Source organism: Streptomyces sp. NPDC048197 (assembly GCF_043202395.1).
Lineage (GTDB): Bacteria > Actinomycetota > Actinomycetes > Streptomycetales > Streptomycetaceae > Streptomyces > Streptomyces siderophoricus.
Window position 1 is genome coordinate 61233 of the sequence record NZ_JBIDAJ010000030.1, and the last position, 23716, is coordinate 84948.

A 23716-nucleotide genomic window follows, 5' to 3' on the forward strand; every position below is an offset into this window, starting at 1 on the left:
ACCACCTTTCTTCCGGGAGCCTCCCAAACTGCTTGGAGCAGTTGCCTGAAGCAGAAGCGAGCATGCTCCGGAATCGGCGTGACGACATGAGTCACTCTGCATCTCTTCGCGCCGGAATCATGAACTGATCTCTCCGCCACTTCCGGCGGGACCACCGCCCCGGCCCGGTCCGCGAGACCTGAGGACCCAGCCGGACAGCACAACCGGTCGCCGAGCCAGACAGGCCGACGCCCGCTCCAGGGAAGGACCCTTCGTGAGCGACACCACCGATCTGATGGGCGCGCGCACCGATGGCAGTGCCACCACGCCCGCCACGGACGCTCCCGCCGCGCCTGCCACCACCCGGCGCCGCCGTTCCGGCACCGGCCTTGACGGCATGGTCCTGGCCGAGCTGCAGCAGGTGGCCTCCGGCCTCGGTATCAAGGGCACCGCGCGGATGCGCAAGAGCCAGCTGATCGAGGTCATCAAGGAGCGCCAGGCCGGCGGCTCGGGCACGGCGGCCAAGGCCGACGCATCCACCGAGGCCGAGGCCAAGCCCAAGCGCCGCACGACCTCCAAGGCCCGCACCGGCGAGGAGGCCGCCGAGCCGGCCGCCAAGGCCGACAAGACCGAGCGCGCCGCCAAGGACAAGGCGGACAAGGCCGGCGCCCAGCAGCAGATCGACATCCCCGGCCAGCCCGTCAGCGACGAGCAGCCGGCCGGTGAGCGGCGCCGCCGCCGGGCCACCGCCGCCGCGGGCAGCCCCGAGGCCGACGGTGGCCTCAAGACCGACACCAAGGTCGAGGCGAAGACCGACACCAAGACCGAGGCGCGCACCGACACCGCCACCGCCCCGCAGGAGACCGGCGACGGCCGGCCCGCCAAGGGCGGCGAGCGCCAGGAGCGCGGCGACCGCCAGGACCGGGGCCAGAAGGGCGACCGCGGTGACCGCGGTGACCGTCGCCAGCGCGACCGCGGTGACCGCCGCAAGGGCGACGCCGGCGACGGCGGCCAGGGCGGCCAGCGCCAGGGTCGCGACCGCGACCGGGACCGGGACCGCCGGGACGAGGACGACGACTTCGAGGGCGGCCGGCGCGGACGGCGCGGCCGCTACCGCGACCGTCGCGGCCGCCGCGGTGGCCGCGAGGAGTTCGGCAACGAGCCGCAGATCGCCGAGGACGACGTCCTGATCCCGGTCGCCGGCATCCTGGACATCCTCGACAACTACGCGTTCATCCGGACCTCCGGCTACCTGCCCGGCCCGAACGACGTCTACGTCTCGCTCGCCCAGGTCCGCAAGAACGGCCTGCGCAAGGGCGACCACGTCACCGGCGCGGTCCGGCAGCCCAAGGACGGCGAGCGGCGCGAGAAGTTCAACGCGCTGGTCCGGCTCGACACCGTCAACAGCATGGCGCCCGAACAGGGCCGCGGGCGGCCGGACTTCGGCAAGCTGACGCCCCTTTACCCGCAGGAGCGGCTGCGCCTGGAGGGCGAGTCCGGTGCGCTGACGACCCGGATCATCGACCTGGTCTCGCCGATCGGCAAGGGCCAGCGCGGTCTGATCGTGGCCCCGCCGAAGACCGGCAAGACCATGATCATGCAGGCCATCGCCAACGCGATCACCCGCAACAACCCCGAGTGCCACCTGATGGTCGTCCTCGTCGACGAGCGTCCCGAAGAGGTCACCGACATGCAGCGGTCGGTCAAGGGCGAGGTCATCTCCTCGACCTTCGACCGCCCGGCCGAGGACCACACCACCGTCGCCGAACTCGCCATCGAGCGGGCCAAGCGCCTGGTGGAGCTGGGCCACGACGTCGTCGTCCTGCTGGACTCGATCACCCGTCTGGGCCGGGCGTACAACCTCGCCGCCCCGGCCTCGGGCCGCATCCTGTCCGGTGGTGTCGACTCCACCGCCCTCTACCCGCCGAAGAAGTTCTTCGGTGCGGCGCGCAACATCGAGGACGGCGGCTCGCTGACCATCCTGGCCACCGCGCTGGTCGAGACCGGCTCGCGGATGGACGAGGTGATCTTCGAGGAGTTCAAGGGCACCGGCAACATGGAGCTCAAGCTCGACCGGAAGCTCGCCGACAAGCGCATCTTCCCGGCGGTGGACGTCGACGCGTCCGGCACCCGTAAGGAAGAGATCCTTATGGGCAGCGACGAGCTGGCCATCGTCTGGAAGCTCCGCCGGGTGCTGCACGCCCTGGACCAGCAGCAGGCCATCGAGCTGCTGCTGGACAAGATGAAGCAGACGAAGTCCAACGCGGAGTTCCTGCTGCAGATCCAGAAGACGACGCCGACCGCGGGCAACGGCAACGACTGACGCCCCCGGAGCGCTCCGGCGCCGTCCGCACCGCCCCCCTCGCCCTTTCGGGTGAGGGGGGCGTCGTGCTGAGTGGCCCGTACGGCGGCCCGTGACGGCGGCCCCCGGCCCGGCTGCGCGCCCGGTGGCCCTGTGACCTGCGCCGCGTCCCCGGGAGCCGGCGAAGTGCCCGATCTGAGACGTTCCGCACAGATCGTCGTCGGACGCAACGTTCCGGCCAGGCCGGAAACCGGGACGAAAGACCAGGTGAGGACGGCGGAGCCGGCGCACGGCCGGCCGCGGCCCGCGGTGATTTCTAAGAATCCGCTCATCACTTGCTGTGCAACCCTTCCCGTCAGCCTCCCGTCTGACAAGGCGCGACGGGCCGTGACAGCAGGCAGCACGGTGACGGCGAGGGGCAGCGACGGCAACAAGGACTGAGGAGCAGATGGCGGACAGCAGTGGGACCGTGCAGACGGCCGAAAGCCGTGCGCGCGGCATACGTGCCACGGGCCGCCGGCGCAAGGGGCCGACCCGGCGCCGCCGGGCACTCACCATCACGCTGTGCGCGCTGGTCAGCGTCGTACTGCTCGGTGGTGCCGGACTCGGCTACGTCTACTTCAAGCTCAACGGAAATCTGAAGGGCGTCGACATCAACGCCGCCCTCGGCCACGACCGGCCCCAGAACGTCGACGACGGCTCGATGGACATCCTCGTGATGGGCTCCGACTCGCGGGCCGGCAAGAACGGCGAGTACGGCAAGGACGAGGGCGGGGCGCGCTCGGACACCGCGATGGTCGTGCACGTCTTCAAGGGCCACAAGAAGGCCAGCGTCGTCAGCATCCCCCGGGACACCCTGATCAAGCGGCCCGACTGCACCACCAAGGACGGCAAGAACGTCCCCGGTGAACGGCGGGCGATGTTCAACACCGCCTTCGAGGTCGGCGGCCCGGCGTGCGCCGTCAAGACCGTCGAGTCGATCAGCGGGATCCGGATGGACCACTTCATCGAGGTCGACTTCACCGGCTTCAAGAAGCTCATCGACGCGCTGGGCGGTGTCGACATCACCACCACCAAGGCGATCGACGACAAGAACAGCCACCTGCACCTGAAGGCCGGCCACCACACGCTCGACGGCGAGCAGTCGCTCGGCCTGGTCCGCACCCGGCACGGCGTGCCCGGCGGCGACGGCAGCGACCTGGGCCGCATCCAGCTCCAGCAGACGTTCCTCAAGGCCCTGATGAACCAGGTCAAGAACGTCGGCGTGCTGACCAACCCCACCAAGCTCTACGACATCGCCGACACGGCCACCAAGGCCATCACCACCGACACCGACCTGAACTCGGTCAGCGAACTGACCGGCCTGGCCAAGAGCCTGGGCTCCATCGGCTCGGAGAACATCGACATGGTGACGCTGCCGGTGACGTACGACACCGCCAACCCCGACCGCGTGGTGCCGCTGACCCGGCAGGGCAAGCAGGTCTGGGACGCGCTGCGCAACGACCGGGACATCCCGAAGTCCGCGATCAAGGGCTCTGCCGGTGACACCGGCGGCACGAGCCGCTACGTGAAGTAGCCGCGGGGTGCGGTTCCGGGGCCCGCGCGGCCCCGGAACCGGGCGGGGAATAGTTGCGCAGGTACCCCGGTTTTGGGAGATACGGCTAGTCCTGGCAGACTGGACCGTCGGCCCCGGTTCACGTGACGCAACCCGCGAAACGACCCGGTGCACTCCCGAACCTAGGAGAATCCCTTGAAGCGCGACATCCACCCGGAGTACGTCGAGACCCAGGTCAGCTGCACCTGTGGCGCGTCCTTCACCACCCGCAGCACCGTTGCCGGCGGCAGCATCCGCGCCGACATCTGCTCCGAGTGCCACCCGTTCTACACCGGTAAGCAGAAGATCCTGGACACGGGCGGTCGTGTGGCCCGCTTCGAGGCCCGCTTCGGCAAGAACGCCGGGTCCGCCAAGAAGTAGCGACCCACAAGGCGCCGGTCTCCGGTCGCCCCTGTCCAGGGGTGGCCGGACCGGCGCCTTTTTTGGCGGGGGACGCCCCCCGGGTAGGTAGAGACAGTCAGCCAGCCAGCAGAGGAACCCCACGATGTTCGAGGCGGTCGAAGAACTGATCGGTGAGCACGCCGATCTCGAAAAGCGGCTGGCCGACCCCGCGGTCCACGCCGACCAGCGCGAAGCCATGCGGCTCAACAAGCGCTACGCCGAGCTGACCCCGATCATCGCGACGTACCGCGACTGGAAGCAGACCGGCGAGGACATCGAGACCGCGCGCGAACTGGCCGCGGACGACCCGGACTTCGCCGACGAGGTCAAGGAGCTCGACGCCCGCCGCGAGGAGCTGACCGAGAAGCTGCGGCTGCTGCTCGTCCCGCGCGACCCCAGCGACGACAAGGACGTCATCCTGGAGGTCAAGGCCGGCGAGGGCGGCGAGGAGTCCGCGCTGTTCGCCGGCGACCTGCTGCGGATGTACCTGCGCTACGCCGAGCGGGTCGGCTGGAAGACCGAGATCCTCGACGCCAACGAGTCCGACCTCGGCGGCTACAAGGACGTCCAGGTCGCCGTGAAGACCAAGGGCGGCAACGGCGCGCTCGAACCCGGCCAGGGCGTCTGGGCGCGGCTGAAGTACGAGGGCGGGGTGCACCGCGTCCAGCGCGTGCCCGCCACCGAGTCGCAGGGCCGGATCCACACCTCCGCGGCCGGTGTGCTGGTCACGCCCGAGGCCGAGGAGGTCGAGGTCGAGATCATCGCCAACGACCTGCGGATCGACGTCTACCGCTCGTCCGGGCCCGGCGGCCAGTCCGTCAACACCACCGACTCCGCGGTGCGCATCACCCACCTGCCCACCGGCATCGTCGTCTCCTGCCAGAACGAGAAGAGCCAGCTCCAGAACAAGGAGCAGGCGATGCGCATCCTGCGTTCCCGGCTGCTGGCCGCCGCCCAGGAGGAGGCCGAGCGCGAGGCGTCGGACGCCCGGCGCAGCCAGGTCCGCACGGTCGACCGCTCCGAGCGCATCCGCACGTACAACTTCCCTGAAAACCGCATTTCGGACCACCGCGTCGGCTTCAAGGCGTACAACTTGGACCAGGTGCTCGACGGCGAGCTCGACCCGGTCATCCAGGCGTGCGTCGACGCCGATTCGGCCGCCAAGCTCGCCGCCGCCCAGTAAGCCCGCTCGACCCGTCCGCACGGCTGGAGGACCCCCGTGAACCTGCTGCTCGCCGAGGTGGCCCAGGCCACCCAGCGGCTGGCCGACGCCGGCGTGCCCTCACCCCGCTTCGACGCCGAGGAGCTCGCCGCGCACGTGCACGGCGTCAAGCGGAGCCAGCTGCACGCGGTCCCCGACGCGGACTTCGACGCCCGCTACTGGGAGGCCGTCGCCCGCCGCGAGGCCCGTGAGCCGCTCCAGCACATCACCGGCCGGGCCTTCTTCCGCTACCTCGAACTCAGCGTCGGGCCAGGGGTGTTCGTGCCCCGGCCGGAGACCGAGTCGGTGGTCGGCTGGGCGATAGACGCGGTGCGGGCCATGGACGTCGTCGAGCCGCTCATCGTCGACCTGTGCACCGGCTCCGGGGCGATCGCACTCGCCCTGGCGCAGGAGGTGCCGCGCTCCCGGGTGCACGCCGTGGAGCTGTCCGAGGAGGCCTTGGCGTACGCCCGCAAGAACGTCGAGGGGTCCCGCGTCGTTCTCCATCACGGCGACGCGCTGACCGCGCTTCCCGAGCTGGACGGCCAGGTCGACCTGGTCGTCTCCAACCCGCCGTACATCCCGCTGACCGAGTGGGAGTACGTCGCACCCGAGGCACGCGACCACGACCCCGAGCTCGCGCTGTTCTCGGGCCAGGACGGCCTGGACACCATCCGCGGCATCGAGCGGACCGCACACCGCCTGCTGCGGCCCGGCGGCGTGGTCGTCATCGAGCACGCGGACACCCAGGGCGGGCAGGTGCCGTGGATCTTCACCGAGGAGCGGGGCTGGGCCGACGCGGCCGACCACCCCGACCTCAACAACAGGCCCCGTTTCGCCACCGCGCGCCGGGCGATGCCATGACGCCCACCGCCTTGATGAACCCCCCAACCGTTCGGCACCAGGAGGACCGCTAATGGCACGGCGATACGACTGCAGCGACGCGACCGACCGCGCGACCGGTCTGCGCGAGGCCGCCTCGGCCGTCCGCCGCGGTGAGCTGGTCGTGCTGCCGACCGACACCGTCTACGGCATCGGCGCGGACGCCTTCAGCGCGGAGGCCGTCGGCGACCTGCTGGAGGCCAAGGGCCGCGGCCGCGGCATGCCCTCCCCGGTCCTCGTCGGCTCGCCCAACACCCTGCACGGCCTGGTCACCGACTTCTCCGAGCTGGCCTGGGAGCTCGTCGACGCCTTCTGGCCCGGCGCGCTCACCCTCGTCGCGCGGCACCAGCCGTCGCTGACCTGGGACCTCGGCGAGACCCGCGGCACGGTCGCGGTCCGCATGCCGCTGCACCCGGTCGCGATCGAGCTGCTGACCGACGTCGGCCCGATGGCCGTCTCCAGCGCCAACCTCACCGGCCACCCCTCCCCGCAGGACTGCGACGCCGCACAGGAGATGCTGGGCGACGCGGTGTCCGTCTACCTCGACGGCGGCCCGACGCCCGCCGCCGTGCCGTCCTCGATCGTCGACGTCACCGGCAAGATCCCGGTGCTGCTGCGCGAGGGCGCGCTCGGCGCCGACGAGCTGCGCAAGGTGGTACCCGAGCTCAAGGTGGCCAATTGATGGCGCCCCTGGGGCGTGGCATAGCGGGACCAGGCGACGACACCGACCCCCCGGTACCTCCTCCGCCCCTTTTCCGGATCCTCCACGTCAGCACCGGCAACGTCTGCCGCTCGCCCATCACCGAGCGGCTGCACCGCCATGCCCTGGAGCGGCGGCTCGGCGGCGCCCACTGCGGCGGGCTGATCGTGGAGAGCGCCGGCACCTGGGGCCACGAGGGCGCCCCGATGGAGGCGCACGCCGCCACGGTGCTGACCGACTACGGCGCGGACCCGGCCGGCTTCATCGGCCGCGAACTCCTCGACGAGCACGTCATCCGCGCCGACCTGGTCCTGACCGCGACCCGCGACCACCGCGCGCAGGTCATCTCGATGGGCCACTCCGCGGGGCTGCGCACCTTCACCCTCAAGGAGTTCAACCGGCTGGTGCGGGCCATAGACCCCGCCACGCTGCCCGAACCGGACCCGGACCTGCCGGACGGCGGACTGGTCGAGCGGGCCCGGGCGCTGGTCGGTGCGGCCGCCGCGCTGCGCGGCTGGCTGCTCGCGCCCAACCCGGAGTCCGACGAGGTCTACGACCCCTACGGGGCCCCCATCACGTTCTTCCGCTCCATCGGCGACGAGATCAACCAGGCCCTCGACCCGGTCGTCACCGCCCTCACCGGGGTCCCCGCCCGGGCCTGACCCGGTGCCGCCGCGGCGGGCCGTGGCGGGCCGCGGGGCCGGCCGCGCCCCCGGGCGGCCCGCACACCGCGCCCGATCGGGCCGCCGCGCCTACATTGGGACTACGTCCCGACGAGGCCCGGAGCACGCCATGCCCGCCACCACCGCGTCACCCCGTAGCGAGACCCCGGCCGGCCGTGCGCCGGCCGCCGGGACCGGCGGCGAGACCGCTGCCGAGACCGCTGCCGGCACCGCCGACGAGACGCTCCAGGACCGGGCCCGGGCCGCCGCCCGCGAAGGGGTCACCCACCCCGCCGGTGCCCCGGACTTCGCCGCGCTGCTGCGACAGGACCCGGAGATCGCCGGCGTCCTGCTCGGCGAGAGCGCCCGGCAGAGCGACGGGCTGCAGCTCATCGCCGCGGAGAACTTCACCTCACCGGCCGTCCTGGCGGCCCTCGGCTCGCCGCTGGGCAACAAGTACGCCGAGGGGTACCCCGGCGCGCGGCACCACGGCGGCTGCGAGATCGTCGACCTCGCCGAGCGGATCGCCGTGGAGCGCGCCAAGGCCCTTTTCGGCGCCGAACACGCCAACGTCCAGGCCCACTCCGGGTCTTCGGCCGTTCTGGCCGCCTACGCCGCCCTGCTGCGCCCCGGAGACACCGTCCTGGCCATGTCCCTGCCGCACGGCGGACACCTCACCCACGGATCGCCCGCCAACTTCTCCGGCCGCTGGTTCGACTTCGTCGGCTACGGCGTCGACGAGGAGACCGGGCTGCTGGACCACGACACGATCCGCGAGCTGGCCCGGGCCCACCGCCCCAAGGCGATCGTCTGCGGCTCGATCTCCTACCCCCGGCACCTCGACTACGCCGCCTTCCGCGACATCGCCGACGAGACCGGCGCGTACCTGATCGCGGACGTCGCGCACCCGATGGGGCTGATCGCCGGGGGAGTGGCGCCGAGCCCCGTGCCGTACGCGCACGTGGTGTGCGGCACGACCCACAAGGTGCTGCGCGGGCCGCGCGGCGGGATGCTGCTGTGCGGCGCCAAACTGGCCGAGCGGATCGACCGTGCGGTGTTCCCCTTCACCCAGGGGGGCGCACAGATGAACGCGGTCGCCGCCAAGGCCGTCGCCTTCGCGGAGGCCGCCGGCCCGGCCTTCGCCGCGTATGCCCGTCAGGTCGTCGCCAATGCCCGGGCGCTCGCCGCGGCGCTCGCGGACCAGGGGCTGACGATCACCACCGGCGGCACCGACACCCATCTGATCACTGCCGACCCCATGCCGCTGGGCCTGGACGCCCGGACCGCCCGGGGCCGGCTGGCGGCCGCCGGGATCGTGCTGGACACCTGCGCGCTGCCGAGCGCACAGGGCTCCGCGGCCCGCCGTACGGGGCTGCGGCTGGGCACCGCCGCGGTCACCACCCAGGGGATGGCCGAAGCGGAGATGACGCAGGTCGCGGGGCTGATCGCGGCGGCGCTGCGGGAGGACGGCACGGCCCGCCGGGAGACCGTCGCACTGGTCCACCGTTTTCCGCCCTATCCCGCACAAGGGTGACGGCCGGAACCGCGCGCTGACACCAGGCGTCTTCTCCTGTATTCACGGCCAGGGGGCGGACCCGCATAGGGTGTGGGGCTGTGATGGCCAGCTATACCTCTGGGGCAGCCCGTGCGTGAATACCTGCTGACGCTGTGCGTCACGGCCGCGATCACCTATCTGCTGACCGGGCCGGTGCGGAAATTCGCGATCGCGGCCGGCGCGATGCCGGAGATCCGCGCGCGTGATGTGCACCGCGAGCCGACACCGCGGCTCGGCGGCATCGCCATGTTCGGCGGGCTGTGCGCCGGTCTGCTGGTGGCCTCGCACCTGACCAACCTCAAGAGCGTCTTCGAGAACTCCGACGAGCCGCGGGCGCTGCTGTCGGGCGCCGCGCTGATCTGGATCCTCGGCGTGCTCGACGACAAGTGGGGCGTGGACGCGCTGGTCAAGCTGGGCGGCCAGATGATCGCCGCGGGCGTGATGGTGCTGCAGGGCCTGACGATCCTGTGGATCCCGATCCCGGGCGTCGGCACGGTCTCGCTCACGCCGATGCAGGGCACGTTGCTGACCGTCGCCCTGGTGGTGATCACCATCAACGCGGTGAACTTCGTCGACGGCCTGGACGGGCTGGCCTCCGGCATGGTGTGCATCGCCGCAGCGGCGTTCTTCATGTACGCGTACCGGATGTGGTTCGGCTACGGCATCGAGGCCGCCGCGCCCGCAACGCTGTTCTCGGTCGTCCTGATGGGCATGTGCCTGGGCTTCCTGCCGCACAACATGCATCCGGCGCGGATCTTCATGGGCGACTCCGGGTCGATGCTGATCGGCCTGGTGATGGCGGCCGGCGCGGTGTCGGTGACCGGCCAGGTCGACCCGGACCTGCTCAACCAGAAGGCGGGCGGTCTGCGCGAGGCCACCCACGCGATGGTGCCGGTCTACATCCCGCTGCTGCTGCCGCTGACCGTCATCGCGGTGCCGGTCGCCGACCTCATCCTGGCCATCGTGCGGCGCACCTGGAAGGGCCAGTCGCCGTTCGCCGCGGACCGCGGGCACCTGCACCACCGGCTGCTGGAGATCGGCCACTCGCACAGCCGCGCGGTGCTGATCATGTACTTCTGGTCCGCGCTGATCGCGTTCGGCGCGGTGGCCTACTCGGCCAACAACGCCAGCATGTGGATCGTGCTGGGCATCGTGCTGCTCAGTGCGGTGGGCCTGGTGCTGCTCCTGCTGCCGCGCTTCACGCCGCGGGCGCCGCGCTGGGCGGAGCGGATGGTGCCGCCGCGCTACCGCAGGGTGGTCCGTACGGTGCTGGCGCCGGCGGGCGACGGTGTGGGCGGGGGAGCGGCCGACGGGGTGCCGGCGGAGGAGCCGGAGCCGGTCCCGGCGGGGATCAACGGGGCCACCGCGATCGGCGACCGGTCACGCTTCGTGGACCGGCGGAAGGCGGGTAGTCACCGCTGATCCCGGGTCGAGATCGCTCGAACGGGCAGCGAAAAACGGGACGGTTGACTCCATACCAGACAAAAAACCGGCTGTCAGTGCACCAACGCGCAGGTTCACGCTCAGGTGTGACAGGGTCCACACGAACCAGGTAAAGACCTCATCAAATAGTTTGTGATACCGTTCACGAAACCCGGCGACAGAGCCGAAGGGCCGTAGTGCGACGGTCCTTGGGCCTCAGGTTCCGCCTCAGGCCGGGTCTACGCTCGTCCCTGACGACACACCCCCACCCCATGCCGGAGCGCCGCCATGCAGTCGAATGACGCCCGACTACTCCTTCACGCCGCTGTGCCCACGCTCGCCCTCGGCGTCATCGCCGTTGCCGTGAGCGCGGTGGTCGCCGGTGCGACGGGAGCGATCGGCGCCGTCGTCGGCACCGTGCTGGTGCTGCTCGTCATGGGCGCGGGCCTGGTGGTCCTGCAGAAAACCGCGAAGAACCTGCCGCAGCTGTTCCAGATGATGGGGCTGCTGCTTTACACGACGCAGATCCTGTTCGTGCTGCTCTTCCTGCTCGCGTTCAAGGACACAACGCTGTTCGACACCAAGGCATTTGCGTTCACCTTGCTCGGCGCCACCCTCGTATGGATCGCAGCGCAGACCCGCGGTCATATGAAGGCAAAGATTCTGTACGTGGATCCCGACTCCGCCGAGCGCAAGAAGGCGGAGACGGCGGGGTCGCCGACGTGACTCGTAGGGCCGAGATAAATGCCCTCATGCGGGCCTGCTATCGTCCGGTGCCAACTGCGGCACAGTTGGCGCAGGCGGCTGAGCTCCCGAGTCCTACGGGACGGAACGGGAAGTTCTCGCGGCCGATGCCTGCGATCCGGCCCGGCCCAGAGCCGGCCAGCCGCCCCCTAATCCGTAAGACCAGTCCAGTGCCGCTCCGTGGCTCAACGCCGCGCCGACACAACGAGGTTGCCGTACCCATGCGCCACGCTGAAGGAGCTCGCGGTGAGTGCTGAAACGATGCTCGCCTTCGAGACCGACTGCCACATCTTTTCCGGGTGCGGCTTTGATGCTCCCGGGCTTCATAACTTCGTCTTCAAGCCGCTCTTCACGATCGGCGGCTACGAGTTCAACAAGCCGATGCTGCTGGCTCTGCTCAGCACGGTCGTCGTTGTCGGCTTCTTCTGGGCCGCATTCGGCAAGGCGAAGGTGGTCCCCGGAAAGCTGCAGATGATCGGCGAGGCGGGCTACGACTTCGTGCGCCGCGGACTCGTCTATGACGCGCTCGGGAAGAAGGAGGGCGACAAGTACGTCCCCTTCATGGTCGCGCTGTTCTTCTTCGTGTGGATCATGAATCTGTGGTCGATCGTCCCGGTCGCCTCTTTCCCGGTCACCTCGATCATCGCCTTCCCGGCCGGCCTTGCGGCAGTCGTCTACATCCTGTGGGTCTACCTGACCTTCAAGAAGCACGGCTTCGTCGGCGGCCTGAAGAACGTCACCAGCTATGACAAGTCGCTCGGCTGGGTGCTGCCGCTGATCGTCGTGATCGAGTTCCTCTCGAACATGATCATCCGGCCCTTCACGCACGCGGTCCGGCTCTTCGCGAACATGTTCGCGGGCCACCTGCTGATCGTGATGTTCACCGTCGCCAGCTGGTACCTGCTGAACGGCATCGGCATCGTCTACGCCGGCGCCTCGTTCATCATGACCCTCGCGATGACGGCCTTCGAGCTCTTCATCCAGGCCGTTCAGGCGTACATCTTCGTGCTCCTGGCCTGCAACTACGTCCAGGGCGCGCTCTCCGAGCACCACTGAGCACCCCGCCTCCCAGCCCCAACAGCTGTCCGGTGGCCAACCCCCACCGGTCCGTGAAATGAGAAGGAAGTAACGGCATGTCCGCTGCTCTCGAGACCGTCAACCTCGCCTCCGCGACCGCCTTCACCGGCAGCGCCAGCGCGATCGGCTACGGCCTTGCGGCCATCGGCCCCGGCGTCGGCGTCGGCATCATCTTCGGTAACGGCACCCAGGCCCTGGCCCGCCAGCCCGAGGCCGCCGGCCTGATCCGCACCAACCAGATCATGGGTTTCGCCTTCTGTGAGGCGCTCGCCCTCATCGGCATCGTCATGGGCTTCGTTTTCAAGTAAACGAAACCTTCGACATCCATTCAGACGGAAGGCACTGATGTGAACGCCCTGGTCACCATGGCGGCGGAGGTTCCCGAGAACCCCCTGATCCCGCCGATTCCAGAGCTGGTCATCGGCCTGATCGCTTTCTTCATCGTCTTCGGCATCCTCGCCAAGAAGCTCCTCCCGAACATCAACAACGTTCTGGACGAGCGCCGGAAGCAGATCGAAGGCCGGATGGAGGAAGCCGAAGCGCTTCAGGCCGAGGCCCAGCAGGTGCTCGCGGACTACCGGGCACAGCTGGCCGACGCCCGCCACGAGGCCGCGCGTCTGCGCCAGGAGGCGCAGGAGCAGGGCGCGACCCTCATCGCGGAGATGCGCGCCGAGGGCCAGCGGCAGCGTGAGGAGATCATCGCTGCCGGTCACGCCCAGATCGAGGCGGACCGCCAGCAGGCCGCGCAGTCGCTGCGTCAGGACGTGGGCAAGCTCGCCACCGACCTGGCCGGCAAGCTCGTCGGCGAGTCCCTCGAGGACCACGCCCGGCAGAGCCGGACCATCGACCGCTTCCTCGACGAGCTCGAGGCCAAGGCGGCGTCGGACGCGACGAAGGCTGAGGCCGGCCGATGAACGGAGCGAGCCGCGAGGCACTAGCCTCCGCACGCGAGCAGCTCGACGCGCTGACGGACAACACTGCCGTCGACGCCGCGAAGCTCGCCGAGGAGCTGGCTGCCGTCACCGCTCTGCTCGACCGCGAGGTGTCGCTGCGTCGGGTCCTGACCGACCCGGCGCAGGCCGGCGAGGCCCGGGCCGAACTGGCCGGACGGCTGCTCGGCGGCCGGATCGGCGGCCCGGCCACCGACCTGGTCACCGGCATGGTCCGCGCGCGCTGGTCGCGCTCGCGTGACCTGGCGGACGCGCTCGAGGAGCTGGCCTTCAGCGCCGACCTCGTCGCCGCCCAGCGGGCCGGTGCCCTCGACGACGTCGAGGACGAGCTGTTCCGGTTCGGCCGGATCGTCGGCGCCAACCCCGAGCTGCGCCGTGCGCTGACCGACCGCAACGCGGCCGCGTCGGCCAAGACGGAGCTGCTGCGTTCGCTGCTGGGCGGCCGGGCCAACCCGGTCACCGAGCGTGTCGTGATCCGTCTTGTCGTACAGCCGCGGGGCCGTAGCCTGGAAGCGGGGCTCGACGCCCTCTCCAAGCTGGCGGCGCACCGCCGGGACCGGATGGTCGCGGTGGTCACCTCCGCGGTGCCCCTCAGCGACGGACAGCGGGAGCGGCTGAGCGCCTCCCTGACCGCGCTGTACGGACGGCAGATCCACCTGAACCTCGACGTGGACCCCGAGGTCCTCGGCGGCGTCCAGGTACGGATCGGCGACGAGGTCATCAACGGGACCATCGCGGAGCGCCTCGACGAGGCGACCCGGCGGATGGCCGGCTGACCCAGCCACCAACTCAAGAGCTGCACAACCGGCGGCCAGGCGCCGGACCAGCCGGCCGGACCGAGAGGTCCGGCTGCGGTCCGGAAGAAGCCCCGGGGACCAGCACAAGCATGACGGCGGCCCGAGTTGGGCCGTAAGCGGAAAGCCCCTGGGGGACCACCCCAGACCCCGCAAGTAACTTCGGGCCCAACAAGGAGAGCAGGGAACCCAGATGGCGGAGCTCACGATCCGGCCGGAGGAGATCCGGGACGCGCTGGAGAACTTCGTCCAGGCGTACAAGCCGGACGCGGCCTCGCGCGAGGAGGTCGGCACGGTTAGCGATGCCGGTGACGGCATCGCACACGTCGAGGGGCTGCCCTCGGCGATGGCGAACGAGCTGCTGAAGTTCGAGGACGGCACGCTCGGTCTTGCGCTGAACCTGGAAGAGCGCGAGATCGGTGCGGTCATCCTCGGTGAGTTCAGCGGCATCGAGCAGGGCCAGTCGGTGCAGCGCACCGGCGAGGTGCTCTCGGTCGCCGTGGGCGAGGGCTACCTCGGCCGCGTCGTCGACCCGCTGGGCAACCCGATCGACGGCCTCGGCGAGATCGAGACCGACGGCCGCCGCGCCCTGGAGCTGCAGGCCCCGGGCGTCATGGTCCGTAAGTCGGTGCACGAGCCGATGGAGACCGGCTACAAGGCCGTCGACTCGATGGTGCCGATCGGCCGCGGCCAGCGTCAGCTGATCATCGGTGACCGCCAGACCGGCAAGACCGCCCTGGCCGTCGACACGATCATCAACCAGCGCGACAACTGGCGCTCGGGCGACCCCAAGAAGCAGGTCCGCTGCATCTACGTCGCCATCGGCCAGAAGGGCTCCACCATCGCGTCCGTGCGCGGCGCGCTGGAGGAGGCCGGCGCCCTGGAGTACACCACCATCGTCGCCGCCCCGGCGTCCGACCCGGCGGGCTTCAAGTACCTCGCGCCCTACACCGGCTCGGCCATCGGCCAGCACTGGATGTACCAGGGCAAGCACGTCCTGATCATCTTCGACGACCTTTCGAAGCAGGCCGACGCCTACCGCGCCGTGTCCCTGCTCCTGCGCCGTCCGCCGGGCCGCGAGGCCTACCCGGGCGACGTCTTCTACCTGCACTCGCGTCTGCTGGAGCGCTGCGCCAAGCTCTCCGACGACATGGGCGCCGGCTCGATGACCGGTCTCCCGATCGTCGAGACCAAGGCGAACGACGTGTCGGCGTTCATCCCGACCAACGTCATCTCCATCACCGACGGCCAGTGCTTCCTGGAGTCGGACCTGTTCAACGCCAACCAGCGTCCGGCGCTGAACGTCGGTATCTCCGTCTCCCGCGTCGGTGGTTCCGCCCAGCACAAGGCCATGCGCCAGGTGTCCGGCCGGCTCCGCGTGGACCTCGCCCAGTACCGCGAGCTGGAGGCGTTCGCCGCCTTCGGTTCCGACCTGGACGCGGCCTCCAAGGCGCAGCTGGAGCGCGGTAAGCGCATGACCGAGCTGCTCAAGCAGAGCCAGTACAACCCGTACCCGGTCGAGGACCAGGTCGTCTCCATCTGGGCCGGCACCAACGGCAAGATGGACGACGTCCCGGTCGAGGACATCCGCCGCTTCGAGCGCGAGCTCCTCGACCACCTCCACCGGGAGAAGAAGGACCTCCTGACCAGCATCCGCGAGGGCGCCAAGATGTCCGACGACACCATCGGGGCGATCTCCGAGGCCGTCGACGGCTTCAAGCGGCAGTTCGAGACCTCGGACGGCAAGCTGCTCGGCGAGGACACCACGGCCGGCACGAGCAAGTGACGACGGAAGGGACCTGATCCATGGGAGCCACGCTCCGGGTCTACAAGCGTCGCATCCGCTCCGTCACCGCGACCAAGAAGATCACCAAGGCGATGGAGATGATCGCCGCCTCGCGCGTCGTCAAGGCGCAGCGCCAGGTGGCGGCGTCGACGCCGTACGCGAGTGAACTGACCCGCGCGGTGACAGCGGTTGCCACCGGCTCGAACACCCAGCACGCGCTGACGACCGAGGCGGAGCGCCCGGTCCGGGCCGCACTGCTGCTCATCACGAGCGACCGCGGTCTGGCCGGCGGATACTCCTCCAACGTCGTCAAGGCCGCGGAGCAGCTCACCGAGCGGCTCAAGGCCGAGGGCAAAGAGGTCGACGTCTACATCGTCGGGCGCAAGGGTGTGTCGTACTACAGCTTCCGCGAGCGCAAGGTCGTGGAGTCGTGGACCGGTTTCACCGACAGCCCGACGTACGCGGACGCCAAGGCGATCGCCGCACCGCTGATCGAGGCCGTGCAGAAGGACACCGCAGAGGGCGGCGTGGACGAACTCCACATCGTCTTCACGGAGTTCGTCTCGATGATGACGCAGACGGCGCTCGACGACCGGCTGCTGCCGCTGTCCCTGGACAAGGCGGCCGCCGAGTCGGCGGAGTCGTCCAAGGGCGAGATCCTTCCGCTGTTCGAGTTCGAGCCGTCGGCCGAGGACGTCCTCGACGCCCTGCTGCCGCGGTATGTCGAGTCGCGGATCTACAACGCGCTGCTGCAGGCCGCCGCCTCCAAGCACGCCGCCACCCGGCGTGCGATGAAGTCGGCGACCGACAACGCAGAAGAGCTCATCAAGTCGCTCTCGCGGCTTGCCAACGCGGCCCGCCAGGCCGAAATCACCCAGGAAATCAGCGAGATCGTCGGTGGCAGTGCCGCACTGGCCGACGCGACCGCGGGGAGTGACTGACAACTATGACCACCACTGTTGAGACGGCCGCGGCGACGGGCCGCGTCGCCCGTGTCATCGGCCCGGTCGTCGACGTGGAGTTCCCCGTCGACGCGATGCCGGACATCTACAACGCGCTGACCGTCGAGGTCGCGGACCCGGCCGAGGCCGGTGCCAAGAAGATCCTGACCCTCGAGGTCGCCCAGCACCTGGGCGAGGGCCTGGTCCGTGCGATCTCGATGCAGCCCACCGACGGCCTGATCCGCCAGGCCCCGGTGACCGACACGGGCAACGGCATCACCGTCCCGGTCGGCGACATCACCAAGGGCAAGGTGTTCAACACCCTCGGTGAGATCCTGAACAAGCCGGAGGCCGAGGCCGAGGTCACCGAGCGCTGGGCGATCCACCGCAAGGCGCCGTCCTTCGACCAGCTCGAGTCGAAGACCGAGATGTTCGAGACCGGCGTCAAGGTCATCGACCTGCTGACCCCGTACGTCAAGGGCGGCAAGATCGGTCTGTTCGGTGGTGCCGGTGTCGGCAAGACCGTTCTGATCCAGGAAATGATCTACCGCGTGGCCAACAACCACGACGGTGTGTCGGTGTTCGCCGGTGTCGGCGAGCGCACCCGTGAGGGCAACGACCTCATCGAGGAGATGCAGGACTCCGGCGTCATCGACAAGACCGCGCTGGTCTTCGGTCAGATGGACGAGCCGCCGGGCACCCGTCTCCGCGTCGCGCTGGCCGGTCTGACCATGGCGGAGTACTTCCGCGATGTGCAGAAGCAGGACGTGCTGTTCTTCATCGACAACATCTTCCGCTTCACCCAGGCCGGTTCCGAGGTGTCGACCCTGCTCGGCCGGATGCCCTCCGCGGTGGGTTACCAGCCGAACCTGGCCGACGAGATGGGTCTCCTCCAGGAGCGCATCACCTCGACCCGGGGTCACTCGATCACCTCGATGCAGGCGATCTACGTCCCCGCGGACGACCTGACCGACCCGGCGCCGGCGACGACCTTCGCGCACCTCGACGCGACGACGGTCCTCTCCCGTCCGATCTCGGAGAAGGGCATCTACCCGGCGGTCGACCCGCTGGACTCGACGTCCCGGATCCTGGACCCGCGCTACATCACGCAGGAGCACTACGACTGCGCCTCGCGCGTCAAGACGATCCTGCAGAAGTACAAGGACCTCCAGGACATCATCGCGATTCTGGGTATCGACGAGCTCGGCGAGGAGGACAAGCTCACCGTCCACCGCGCCCGTCGCATCGAGCGGTTCCTGTCGCAGAACACCCACGTGGCGAAGCAGTTCACCGGCGTGGACGGTTCGGACGTGCCGCTGGACGAGTCGATCGCCGCGTTCAACCAGATCGCGGACGGCGACTACGACCACTTCCCCGAGCAGGCCTTCTTCATGTGTGGCGGTCTCGAGGACCTGAAGAAGAACGCCAAGGAGCTGGGCGTCTCCTGACCCCGTACCGGTTCCGGGGGCGGCCCTGGCCGCCCCCGGTCCGTACGACCACTAGTATTTGACCCAACATCTGCCACACCAGGCAGGTGGAGACCCGAGGAGCCATCGTGGCTGAGCTGCACGTCGAGTTGGTCGCCGCCGACCGTCAGGTCTGGTCCGGCAAGGCCAGCCTGGTCGTCGCGCGCACCTCGTCGGGCGACATCGGCGTCATGCCCGGACACCAGCCGCTGCTCGGCGTGCTGCAGTCGGGCCCGGTGACGATTCGTACGACCGGCGAGAGCGGGGACGGCACCGTCGTCGCCGCCGTGCACGGCGGCTTCATCTCGTTCGCCGACAACAAGCTGTCCCTGCTCGCAGAGGTGGCGGAGCTGTCGGACGAGATCGATGTCCAGCGCGCGGAGCGGGCCCTGGAGCGAGCGAAGTCGGAGGCCGACGCGGCCGCCGAGCGTCGCGCCGATGTCCGGCTGCGTGCGGTGACGGGCGTTCACTGAGCCCCGTCACCGACGAGATCGATCCTCAGCCGCGGGCTGCCCGGAATTCTCCGGAGCGGCCCGCGGCTGAGGCAATGCAGGTGCGTTTCCTCCCCCGCAAGCGGGAGGTACTCCCACCCCCGGGTTCCGTCCGGGGGCACCCAACGAGGCGAGGAGGTCGGTCGAGATGGTCCTCGCTCTGCTTGTGAGCGGCGCGGTCGTGGTGCTGGTGCTGCTGGGGCTGTTCGTCTTCGGACTGAGGCGGCGGCTCATCCAGCGGTCCGGTGGCACCTTCGACTGCAGTCTGCGCTGGAACGTGCCGGAGAACGAGCCCAGCGGCAAGGGCTGGATCTACGGCGTGGCGCGCTACAACGGCGACCGGATCGAGTGGTTCCGGGTCTTCTCGTACGCGCCCCGGCCCCGCCGCCTGCTGGAGCGCTCCGCCATCGAGGTGCTGGAGCGCCGCACCCCGCAGGGTGAGGAGGAGCTCGCCCTGCTCTCCGACTCCATCGTGCTGGCCTGCCGGCACCGCGGCACCCGCCTGGAACTGGCCATGAGCGAGGACGCGCTCACGGGTTTCCTGGCCTGGCTGGAGGCAGCCCCGCCGGGGCAACGAGTCAATGTGGCGTAATTAAGGGGCCTCGTTGGATGGGGGCATCTCCCGGACGAAGTCTGGGGGAGGGTGAACGTGACCTGAGGGGCCTGGCGTTCGGCGTGCGGGTCAGGAAGGCTCGCGTGCATGGTCTCGGTATTGCAGAACGTGGCGATCGACTGTGCGGATGCCTACGGGCTGGCCCGGTTCTGGAGCGGGGTGACCGGCCGTCCGCTGCATCCGGAGGACCGGCCGGGTGACCGGGAGACTCAGGTGCTGCTGGCGGAGGGCCCGGTATTGTACTTCAACCAGGTGCCCGAGGCCAAGACGGTCAAGAACCGGATCCATCTGTGTGTGCGCCCCGATACCTCGCGCGATCAGGAGGTGGAGCGGCTGCTGGGCCTCGGTGCCACCTTTGTCGCCGATCACCGGAATCCCGATGGTTCAGGCTGGGCCGTCCTTGCCGACCCCGAAGGCAACGAATTCTGCGTTCTGCGCAGTGAGTCCGACCGTGCCGCGATGAATTCCTGACGCTCCGCCGCCGTCCCGGCCCGGTGCCCCTTGAGGCGATCGATGCCGCATCCGGCGGTGTGGCGCTCGCGATGGTCGGTCCTGTCGCACGTCGGCGGGCGGCCACCGCGAGCGCCGCGAGGCGGGGGAGGGCATTCCCCACGGCCGGTGAAGGCGTTCTCCACGGCCGGGAAGCGTTCTCTACGGCCCGTCGACTCCCAACTCCTGGGCCAGTACTGCCGCTTGGACCCGGCTGCGGAGATCGAGTTTGGCCAGCAGGCGGCTGACGTGGGTTTTGACGGTGGCCTCGGCCATGGCCAGCCGTAAGGCGATATCGGCGTTGGAGAGGCCGCGGCCCAGACAGCCCAGTACCTCGCGTTCGCGCGGCGTCAGTGCGTCCAGGACCGCCGGATCGGGGGCGTCCGCGTCCCGCGCCGCCCGTGCCGCCGTACGGGGGCTGGCGAATTCCGCGATCAGGCGCCGGGTGACCGCGGGGGCGATCAGGCCCTCGCCGGACGCCACCGTGCGCACCGCGGTCAGCAGCGCAGCCGCGTCGCTGTCCTTGAGCAGGAAGCCGGCGGCGCCCGCCCGCAGCGCCCCGAAGACGTACTCGTCCAGGTCGAACGTGGTCAGCACCAGGACGTCCGCCAGCTTCTCGGCGACCACCTTGCGGGTGGCGGAGACGCCGTCCAGCCGCGGCATCTGAATGTCCATCAGGACGAGGTCGGGCCGCAGTTCCCGGGCCAGCCGGACCGCCTCCTCACCGTCCTCCGCCTCCCCGACGACATCGATGTCGGGGGCGGAGCGCAGGATGAGGACCAGCCCGGCCCGTACGGCGGACTGGTCCTCGGCGACGAGTACCCGGATCGGCTGCGCGTCGGCGCCTGTCATCGTTGCTCTTCCTCCTCGGCCGCGGGCAGCGCTGCCCGCACCAGCCAGACTGTGCCGGCCGGCCCGCTTTCCGGGCCGGCCTCGAATGCCCCGCCCAGCAGGGCGGTCCGTTCGCGCATCCCGACCAGGCCGGTGCCTGACCCCGGGGCCCGGGGGCCGGGCCGGTCGGCGAACGGGCTGCGGACGGTGACGGTGAGCGCCCCGCTGCGGTCGCGGGCGATCCGCACCCGGACCTCGCCGGGCGCGGCGTGCTTGAGCGCGTTGGTCAGGGACTCCTGGACGATGCGGTAGACCGCCAGCTCGAACGGCGCGGCGGTGCGGGGCCCGGGCCCGGTGCCGTCCGGGTGGCGGGCGTCGTCCAGGACGAAGGTCAGGCCGCTGCTCGCGCCGTTCGTGCGGGCCTGGGCGATCAGCGCGTCCAGCCCGTCGAGGGTGGGGGTGGCGGCCGGCTCCTCGGCGTACTCGGCGGTGGCCTTCGGGTCGCGCAACAGGCCGATCAGCCGGCGCATTTCGGACAGGCCCTGCACGCTGTTCTCCCGGATGACGCCGAGCGCCTCGCGGGTCGCGGACGGGTCGTCGATGGACTGGGCGGCGGTGGCGTGGATCGCGATCGCGGACAGGTGGTTGGCGACCATGTCGTGGAGTTCCCGGGCCATCCGCGCGCGTTCGCCCGCCACCGCCTGGGTGCGGTCCATCTCCGCCAGCAGTGCGGTCTGCTCGGCCCGCAGTCGGGCGGACTCGGCGGCGTCGCGGTGGTTGCGGATGATCAGGCCGGTCCAGGCCGGTGCGACGGTGATCACCGCGATGCCGATGACGACCATCACGACCTGCGGGTCCGGCCACGCCGCGGTCAGCGCGACGGCCGCGACGACCGTGCCGAGCACCGAGTGCAGCGGGATCCGGCGGGCCGCGGCGGCCGGGCCGTAGAGCACCGCCGCGTAGACGACGTCGGTGAACATCAGGACGGTGGCGACGAGTGTGCCGGCGCAGATGTCCAGCGCCAGGGCGGGCACCGCGATGCCCAGGGCCGCCATCGGGGCGGTCCGGCGCAGCAGTTCCGCGCCGGACATCGCGGTGAGCGAGAGGAGGGTGAGCGAGGGCGGCAGTCCCAGTTGCGGTGGCCCGCCGTGCAGGTTCATCGTCCACAGCAGCAGTCCGCCGAGCAGCCCGCCGCCCGCGATGAGCAGATCGAGTCGGTGCGGCCGGCCGAGGGCGGCGGGGGAGCTGGCGGTCACCCCTCCATCAAACACGGCGACGGCGCCCGCTGCCTCCACGTCGCGGTCATCCCCGCGCTCCGCCGGCTACATCGAAAGATGCAGTGCGGGATCGTCGCAGGTGACGACGTTTCGGGCGGCCGCCGCTGGGAGGGTTGAGGTATTCGGTGGAAGATCCTGAGAGGAGGCGGCCGTGGTCGTCACGCTGATCATCGCCTGTGAAGTCGGCTTCTGGGTGCTGCTGGCGGGGGGCCTGGCCCTGCGCTACCTGGCGCGGATGCCGCGGACCGGGGCGGCGGTGCTCCTGCTGGAACCGCTGCTGGAGCTGGTGCTGCTGATCGTCACCGCGATCGACCTGAAGAACGGCGCCTCCGCCGACTGGAAACACGGACTGGCCGCGCTCTACATCGGCTACACGGTCGCCTACGGGCACTACACGATCAAGTGGGTCGACGGGCACTTCGCGCACCGCTTCGCGGGCGGCCCCCGGCCCCCGAAGCGTTACGGCATGGACCGCGCGAAGCACGAGGGGATGCTGTGGCTGCGCACGGTGGTGTGGGTGGCCATCGCGATCGGGCTGCTGCAGCTGGCGATCTGGTACGTCGGCACGGACGGCGACACGGCGTCGCTGCGCGGCTGGCAGGGCACCTCGCTGCGCATCCTGATGATCCACGGCGTGATCGCCCTGACCTACCTCGTCTGGCCGAAGAAGGCCCCCAGGGACACCCCCACCGCCACCCCCACCCCCGAAGCGACCCCCACCCCGCAGCAGAAGACCCTGCGCTGACGGGCCCCGCCGCCCGACCCGGGCGCCCGGCCCGGGCGTCCGGCCCCAGCGCCCGCCGGCCCGCCGCCGCCCGCCGGCCCGCCGCCCGCCGGCCTGCCGCCGCCCGTTCCTCAGCGTTCCCCGCCCGGGACCCACAGGATGTCGCCGAGTTCCTTGTTGGCGGTGCGGGCCAGGATGCTGTGTCTTCCCGGGGGGTGACCCCCGGGCCCCCAGCCGGTCCCGCCGCCCGTTCGTCAGCGTTCCCCGCCCGGGACCCACAGGACGTCGCCCAGTTCCTTGTTGGCCGTGCGGGCCAGGATGAAGAGGAGGTCGGAGAGGCGGTTGAGGTAGGTGGCGGTGAGGGGGTTCATGGTGTCGCCGTGTTCCTCGAAGGCGGCCCATGTGGCGCGTTCGGCGCGGCGGACGACGGTGCAGGCCTGGTGGAGGAGGGCCGCGCCAGGGGTGCCGCCCGGGAGGATGAAGCTGCGCAGCTTGTCGAGTTCGGCCAGGAAGCGGTCGCAGTCGGCCTCCAGCTTGTCGATGTAGCTCTGCTCGACGCGCAGCGGGGGGAACTCGGGGTTCTCGGCCACCGGGGTCGACAGGTCCGCACCCACGTCGAACAGGTCGTTCTGCACGCGGGTGAGGACCTTGACGACCTCGGTGTCGAGCTGTCCCAGGGCGATGGCGGTACCGATCACCGCATTCGCCTCATTGGCGTCGGCGTAGGCCGCGATCCGCGAATCGGTCTTGGCGGTACGGCTCATATCGCCCAGGGCCGTGGTGCCCTTGTCGCCGGTGCGGGTGTAGATGCGCGTCAGATTCACCATACGGGCG

Annotated in this window: 24 protein-coding genes; 21 read left to right on the top strand and 3 right to left on the bottom strand. The window is 70.3% G+C overall.

Annotated elements, in window-relative coordinates; genetic code table 11:
* The first annotated feature begins 253 nt into the window (after positions 1-253).
* The 20 genes from rho to ACGF4C_RS30145 all read left to right on the top strand — a co-directional run bounded on the left by rho (position 254) and on the right by ACGF4C_RS30145 (position 20032).
* Positions 254-2302 (top strand): transcription termination factor Rho, encoded by a 2049-nt coding sequence (rho, locus tag ACGF4C_RS30050; protein ID WP_393570334.1) that lies wholly within the window; start codon positions 254-256, stop codon positions 2300-2302.
* 427 nt (positions 2303-2729) lie between these two features.
* The gene (locus ACGF4C_RS30055; protein ID WP_201801569.1) at positions 2730-3857 is read left to right on the top strand and encodes an LCP family protein; all 1128 of its coding nucleotides are present in this window, start codon (positions 2730-2732) and stop codon (positions 3855-3857) included.
* Positions 3858-4031: 174 nt separating this feature from the next.
* The gene (gene rpmE / locus ACGF4C_RS30060) at positions 4032-4256 is read left to right on the top strand and encodes a 50S ribosomal protein L31 (protein WP_030414149.1); all 225 of its coding nucleotides are present in this window, start codon (positions 4032-4034) and stop codon (positions 4254-4256) included.
* A 124-nt stretch (positions 4257-4380) separates the two neighbouring features.
* Positions 4381-5460 (top strand): peptide chain release factor 1, encoded by a 1080-nt coding sequence (gene prfA / locus ACGF4C_RS30065; protein WP_393570337.1) that lies wholly within the window; start codon positions 4381-4383, stop codon positions 5458-5460.
* A gap of 36 nt (positions 5461-5496) precedes the next feature.
* On the top strand, positions 5497-6342 hold the full coding sequence (gene prmC, locus ACGF4C_RS30070) for a peptide chain release factor N(5)-glutamine methyltransferase (RefSeq protein ID WP_030414147.1): 846 nt from the start codon (positions 5497-5499) through the stop codon (positions 6340-6342).
* 52 nt (positions 6343-6394) lie between these two features.
* Entirely contained in the window at positions 6395-7042 is a 648-nt protein-coding gene (locus ACGF4C_RS30075; protein WP_030811023.1) for an L-threonylcarbamoyladenylate synthase, read from the top strand.
* Positions 7039-7722 carry a protein-tyrosine-phosphatase gene (locus ACGF4C_RS30080; protein WP_374102731.1) on the top strand — a complete coding sequence of 228 codons (684 nt, stop codon included), beginning with the start codon at positions 7039-7041 and terminating at the stop codon, positions 7720-7722. Before ACGF4C_RS30075 ends, ACGF4C_RS30080 begins: the two co-directional genes overlap by 4 nt.
* A 130-nt stretch (positions 7723-7852) precedes the next feature.
* Positions 7853-9256 carry a serine hydroxymethyltransferase gene (gene glyA, locus ACGF4C_RS30085; RefSeq protein ID WP_393570341.1) on the top strand — a complete coding sequence of 468 codons (1404 nt, stop codon included), beginning with the start codon at positions 7853-7855 and terminating at the stop codon, positions 9254-9256.
* A 99-nt stretch (positions 9257-9355) separates the two neighbouring features.
* Positions 9356-10699, top strand: a complete 1344-nt coding sequence (locus tag ACGF4C_RS30090; RefSeq protein WP_393570380.1) for an MraY family glycosyltransferase — start codon at positions 9356-9358, stop codon at positions 10697-10699.
* A gap of 288 nt (positions 10700-10987) precedes the next feature.
* Positions 10988-11425 carry a hypothetical protein gene (locus tag ACGF4C_RS30095; protein WP_393570343.1) on the top strand — a complete coding sequence of 146 codons (438 nt, stop codon included), beginning with the start codon at positions 10988-10990 and terminating at the stop codon, positions 11423-11425.
* A 279-nt stretch (positions 11426-11704) separates the two neighbouring features.
* Positions 11705-12499, top strand: a complete 795-nt coding sequence (atpB, locus tag ACGF4C_RS30100) for a F0F1 ATP synthase subunit A (protein ID WP_393570382.1) — start codon at positions 11705-11707, stop codon at positions 12497-12499.
* A gap of 77 nt (positions 12500-12576) precedes the next feature.
* The gene (gene atpE / locus ACGF4C_RS30105) at positions 12577-12828 is read left to right on the top strand and encodes an ATP synthase F0 subunit C (RefSeq protein WP_030414140.1); all 252 of its coding nucleotides are present in this window, start codon (positions 12577-12579) and stop codon (positions 12826-12828) included.
* A 39-nt stretch (positions 12829-12867) separates the two neighbouring features.
* Positions 12868-13434, top strand: a complete 567-nt coding sequence (locus ACGF4C_RS30110) for a F0F1 ATP synthase subunit B (RefSeq protein WP_393570345.1) — start codon at positions 12868-12870, stop codon at positions 13432-13434.
* Entirely contained in the window at positions 13431-14246 is an 816-nt protein-coding gene (locus tag ACGF4C_RS30115) for a F0F1 ATP synthase subunit delta (RefSeq protein ID WP_030414138.1), read from the top strand. The genes ACGF4C_RS30110 and ACGF4C_RS30115 overlap by 4 nt, the downstream gene beginning before the upstream one ends.
* Positions 14247-14457: 211 nt before the next feature.
* Positions 14458-16050 (top strand): F0F1 ATP synthase subunit alpha, encoded by a 1593-nt coding sequence (gene atpA, locus ACGF4C_RS30120; RefSeq protein ID WP_351534558.1) that lies wholly within the window; start codon positions 14458-14460, stop codon positions 16048-16050.
* Between the two features lie 20 nt (positions 16051-16070).
* Positions 16071-16991 (top strand): F0F1 ATP synthase subunit gamma, encoded by a 921-nt coding sequence (locus tag ACGF4C_RS30125; RefSeq protein ID WP_393570348.1) that lies wholly within the window; start codon positions 16071-16073, stop codon positions 16989-16991.
* A 5-nt stretch (positions 16992-16996) separates the two neighbouring features.
* Positions 16997-18439 carry a F0F1 ATP synthase subunit beta gene (gene atpD / locus ACGF4C_RS30130; RefSeq protein ID WP_393570350.1) on the top strand — a complete coding sequence of 481 codons (1443 nt, stop codon included), beginning with the start codon at positions 16997-16999 and terminating at the stop codon, positions 18437-18439.
* A gap of 107 nt (positions 18440-18546) precedes the next feature.
* Positions 18547-18930, top strand: coding sequence for a F0F1 ATP synthase subunit epsilon (locus ACGF4C_RS30135; protein ID WP_030414134.1), 384 nt, complete (start codon positions 18547-18549; stop codon positions 18928-18930).
* A gap of 166 nt (positions 18931-19096) precedes the next feature.
* Positions 19097-19540, top strand: coding sequence for a DUF2550 domain-containing protein (locus ACGF4C_RS30140; protein WP_030414133.1), 444 nt, complete (start codon positions 19097-19099; stop codon positions 19538-19540).
* 108 nt (positions 19541-19648) lie between these two features.
* Positions 19649-20032 (top strand): VOC family protein, encoded by a 384-nt coding sequence (locus ACGF4C_RS30145; protein WP_393570353.1) that lies wholly within the window; start codon positions 19649-19651, stop codon positions 20030-20032.
* Positions 20033-20212: 180 nt separating this feature from the next.
* Here ACGF4C_RS30145 and ACGF4C_RS30150 read toward each other — a convergent pair whose 3' ends face one another.
* Both ACGF4C_RS30150 and ACGF4C_RS30155 read right to left on the bottom strand, forming a co-directional pair.
* Positions 20213-20902, bottom strand: coding sequence for a response regulator (locus ACGF4C_RS30150; protein ID WP_393570355.1), 690 nt, complete (start codon positions 20900-20902; stop codon positions 20213-20215).
* Positions 20899-22137: a sensor histidine kinase gene (locus ACGF4C_RS30155; RefSeq protein WP_388961994.1), complete on the bottom strand. Its 1239-nt coding sequence runs from the start codon at positions 22135-22137 to the stop codon at positions 20899-20901. Before ACGF4C_RS30155 ends, ACGF4C_RS30150 begins: the two co-directional genes overlap by 4 nt.
* Positions 22138-22309: 172 nt before the next feature.
* Here ACGF4C_RS30155 and ACGF4C_RS30160 point away from each other — a divergent pair, with 172 nt between their 5' ends.
* Positions 22310-22903, top strand: coding sequence for a hypothetical protein (locus tag ACGF4C_RS30160; RefSeq protein ID WP_393570358.1), 594 nt, complete (start codon positions 22310-22312; stop codon positions 22901-22903).
* Between the two features lie 233 nt (positions 22904-23136).
* Here ACGF4C_RS30160 and ACGF4C_RS30165 read toward each other — a convergent pair whose 3' ends face one another.
* Entirely contained in the window at positions 23137-23709 is a 573-nt protein-coding gene (locus ACGF4C_RS30165) for a cob(I)yrinic acid a,c-diamide adenosyltransferase (protein ID WP_030414129.1), read from the bottom strand.
* Positions 23710-23716: the final 7 nt, after the last annotated feature.

Bases quoted from the DNA above. Each gene is read 5' to 3' on its own strand.
- ACGF4C_RS30055 (WP_201801569.1), top strand. From the start codon at position 2,730: ATGGCGGACAGCAGTGGGACCGTGCAGACGGCCGAAAGCCGTGCGCGC.
- prfA (WP_393570337.1), top strand. From the start codon at position 4,381: ATGTTCGAGGCGGTCGAAGAACTGATCGGTGAGCACGCCGATCTCGAA.
- ACGF4C_RS30115 (WP_030414138.1), top strand. From the start codon at position 13,431: ATGAACGGAGCGAGCCGCGAGGCACTAGCCTCCGCACGCGAGCAGCTC.
- atpE (WP_030414140.1), top strand. From the start codon at position 12,577: ATGTCCGCTGCTCTCGAGACCGTCAACCTCGCCTCCGCGACCGCCTTC.
- ACGF4C_RS30125 (WP_393570348.1), top strand. From the start codon at position 16,071: ATGGGAGCCACGCTCCGGGTCTACAAGCGTCGCATCCGCTCCGTCACC.
- atpB (WP_393570382.1), top strand. From the start codon at position 11,705: ATGCTCGCCTTCGAGACCGACTGCCACATCTTTTCCGGGTGCGGCTTT.
- ACGF4C_RS30075 (WP_030811023.1), top strand. From the start codon at position 6,395: ATGGCACGGCGATACGACTGCAGCGACGCGACCGACCGCGCGACCGGT.
- ACGF4C_RS30150 (WP_393570355.1), bottom strand. From the start codon at position 20,902: ATGACAGGCGCCGACGCGCAGCCGATCCGGGTACTCGTCGCCGAGGAC.
- ACGF4C_RS30145 (WP_393570353.1), top strand. From the start codon at position 19,649: ATGGTCTCGGTATTGCAGAACGTGGCGATCGACTGTGCGGATGCCTAC.
- ACGF4C_RS30165 (WP_030414129.1), bottom strand. From the start codon at position 23,709: ATGGTGAATCTGACGCGCATCTACACCCGCACCGGCGACAAGGGCACC.
- glyA (WP_393570341.1), top strand. From the start codon at position 7,853: ATGCCCGCCACCACCGCGTCACCCCGTAGCGAGACCCCGGCCGGCCGT.
- ACGF4C_RS30095 (WP_393570343.1), top strand. From the start codon at position 10,988: ATGCAGTCGAATGACGCCCGACTACTCCTTCACGCCGCTGTGCCCACG.
- atpD (WP_393570350.1), top strand. From the start codon at position 16,997: ATGACCACCACTGTTGAGACGGCCGCGGCGACGGGCCGCGTCGCCCGT.
- ACGF4C_RS30140 (WP_030414133.1), top strand. From the start codon at position 19,097: ATGGTCCTCGCTCTGCTTGTGAGCGGCGCGGTCGTGGTGCTGGTGCTG.
- atpA (WP_351534558.1), top strand. From the start codon at position 14,458: ATGGCGGAGCTCACGATCCGGCCGGAGGAGATCCGGGACGCGCTGGAG.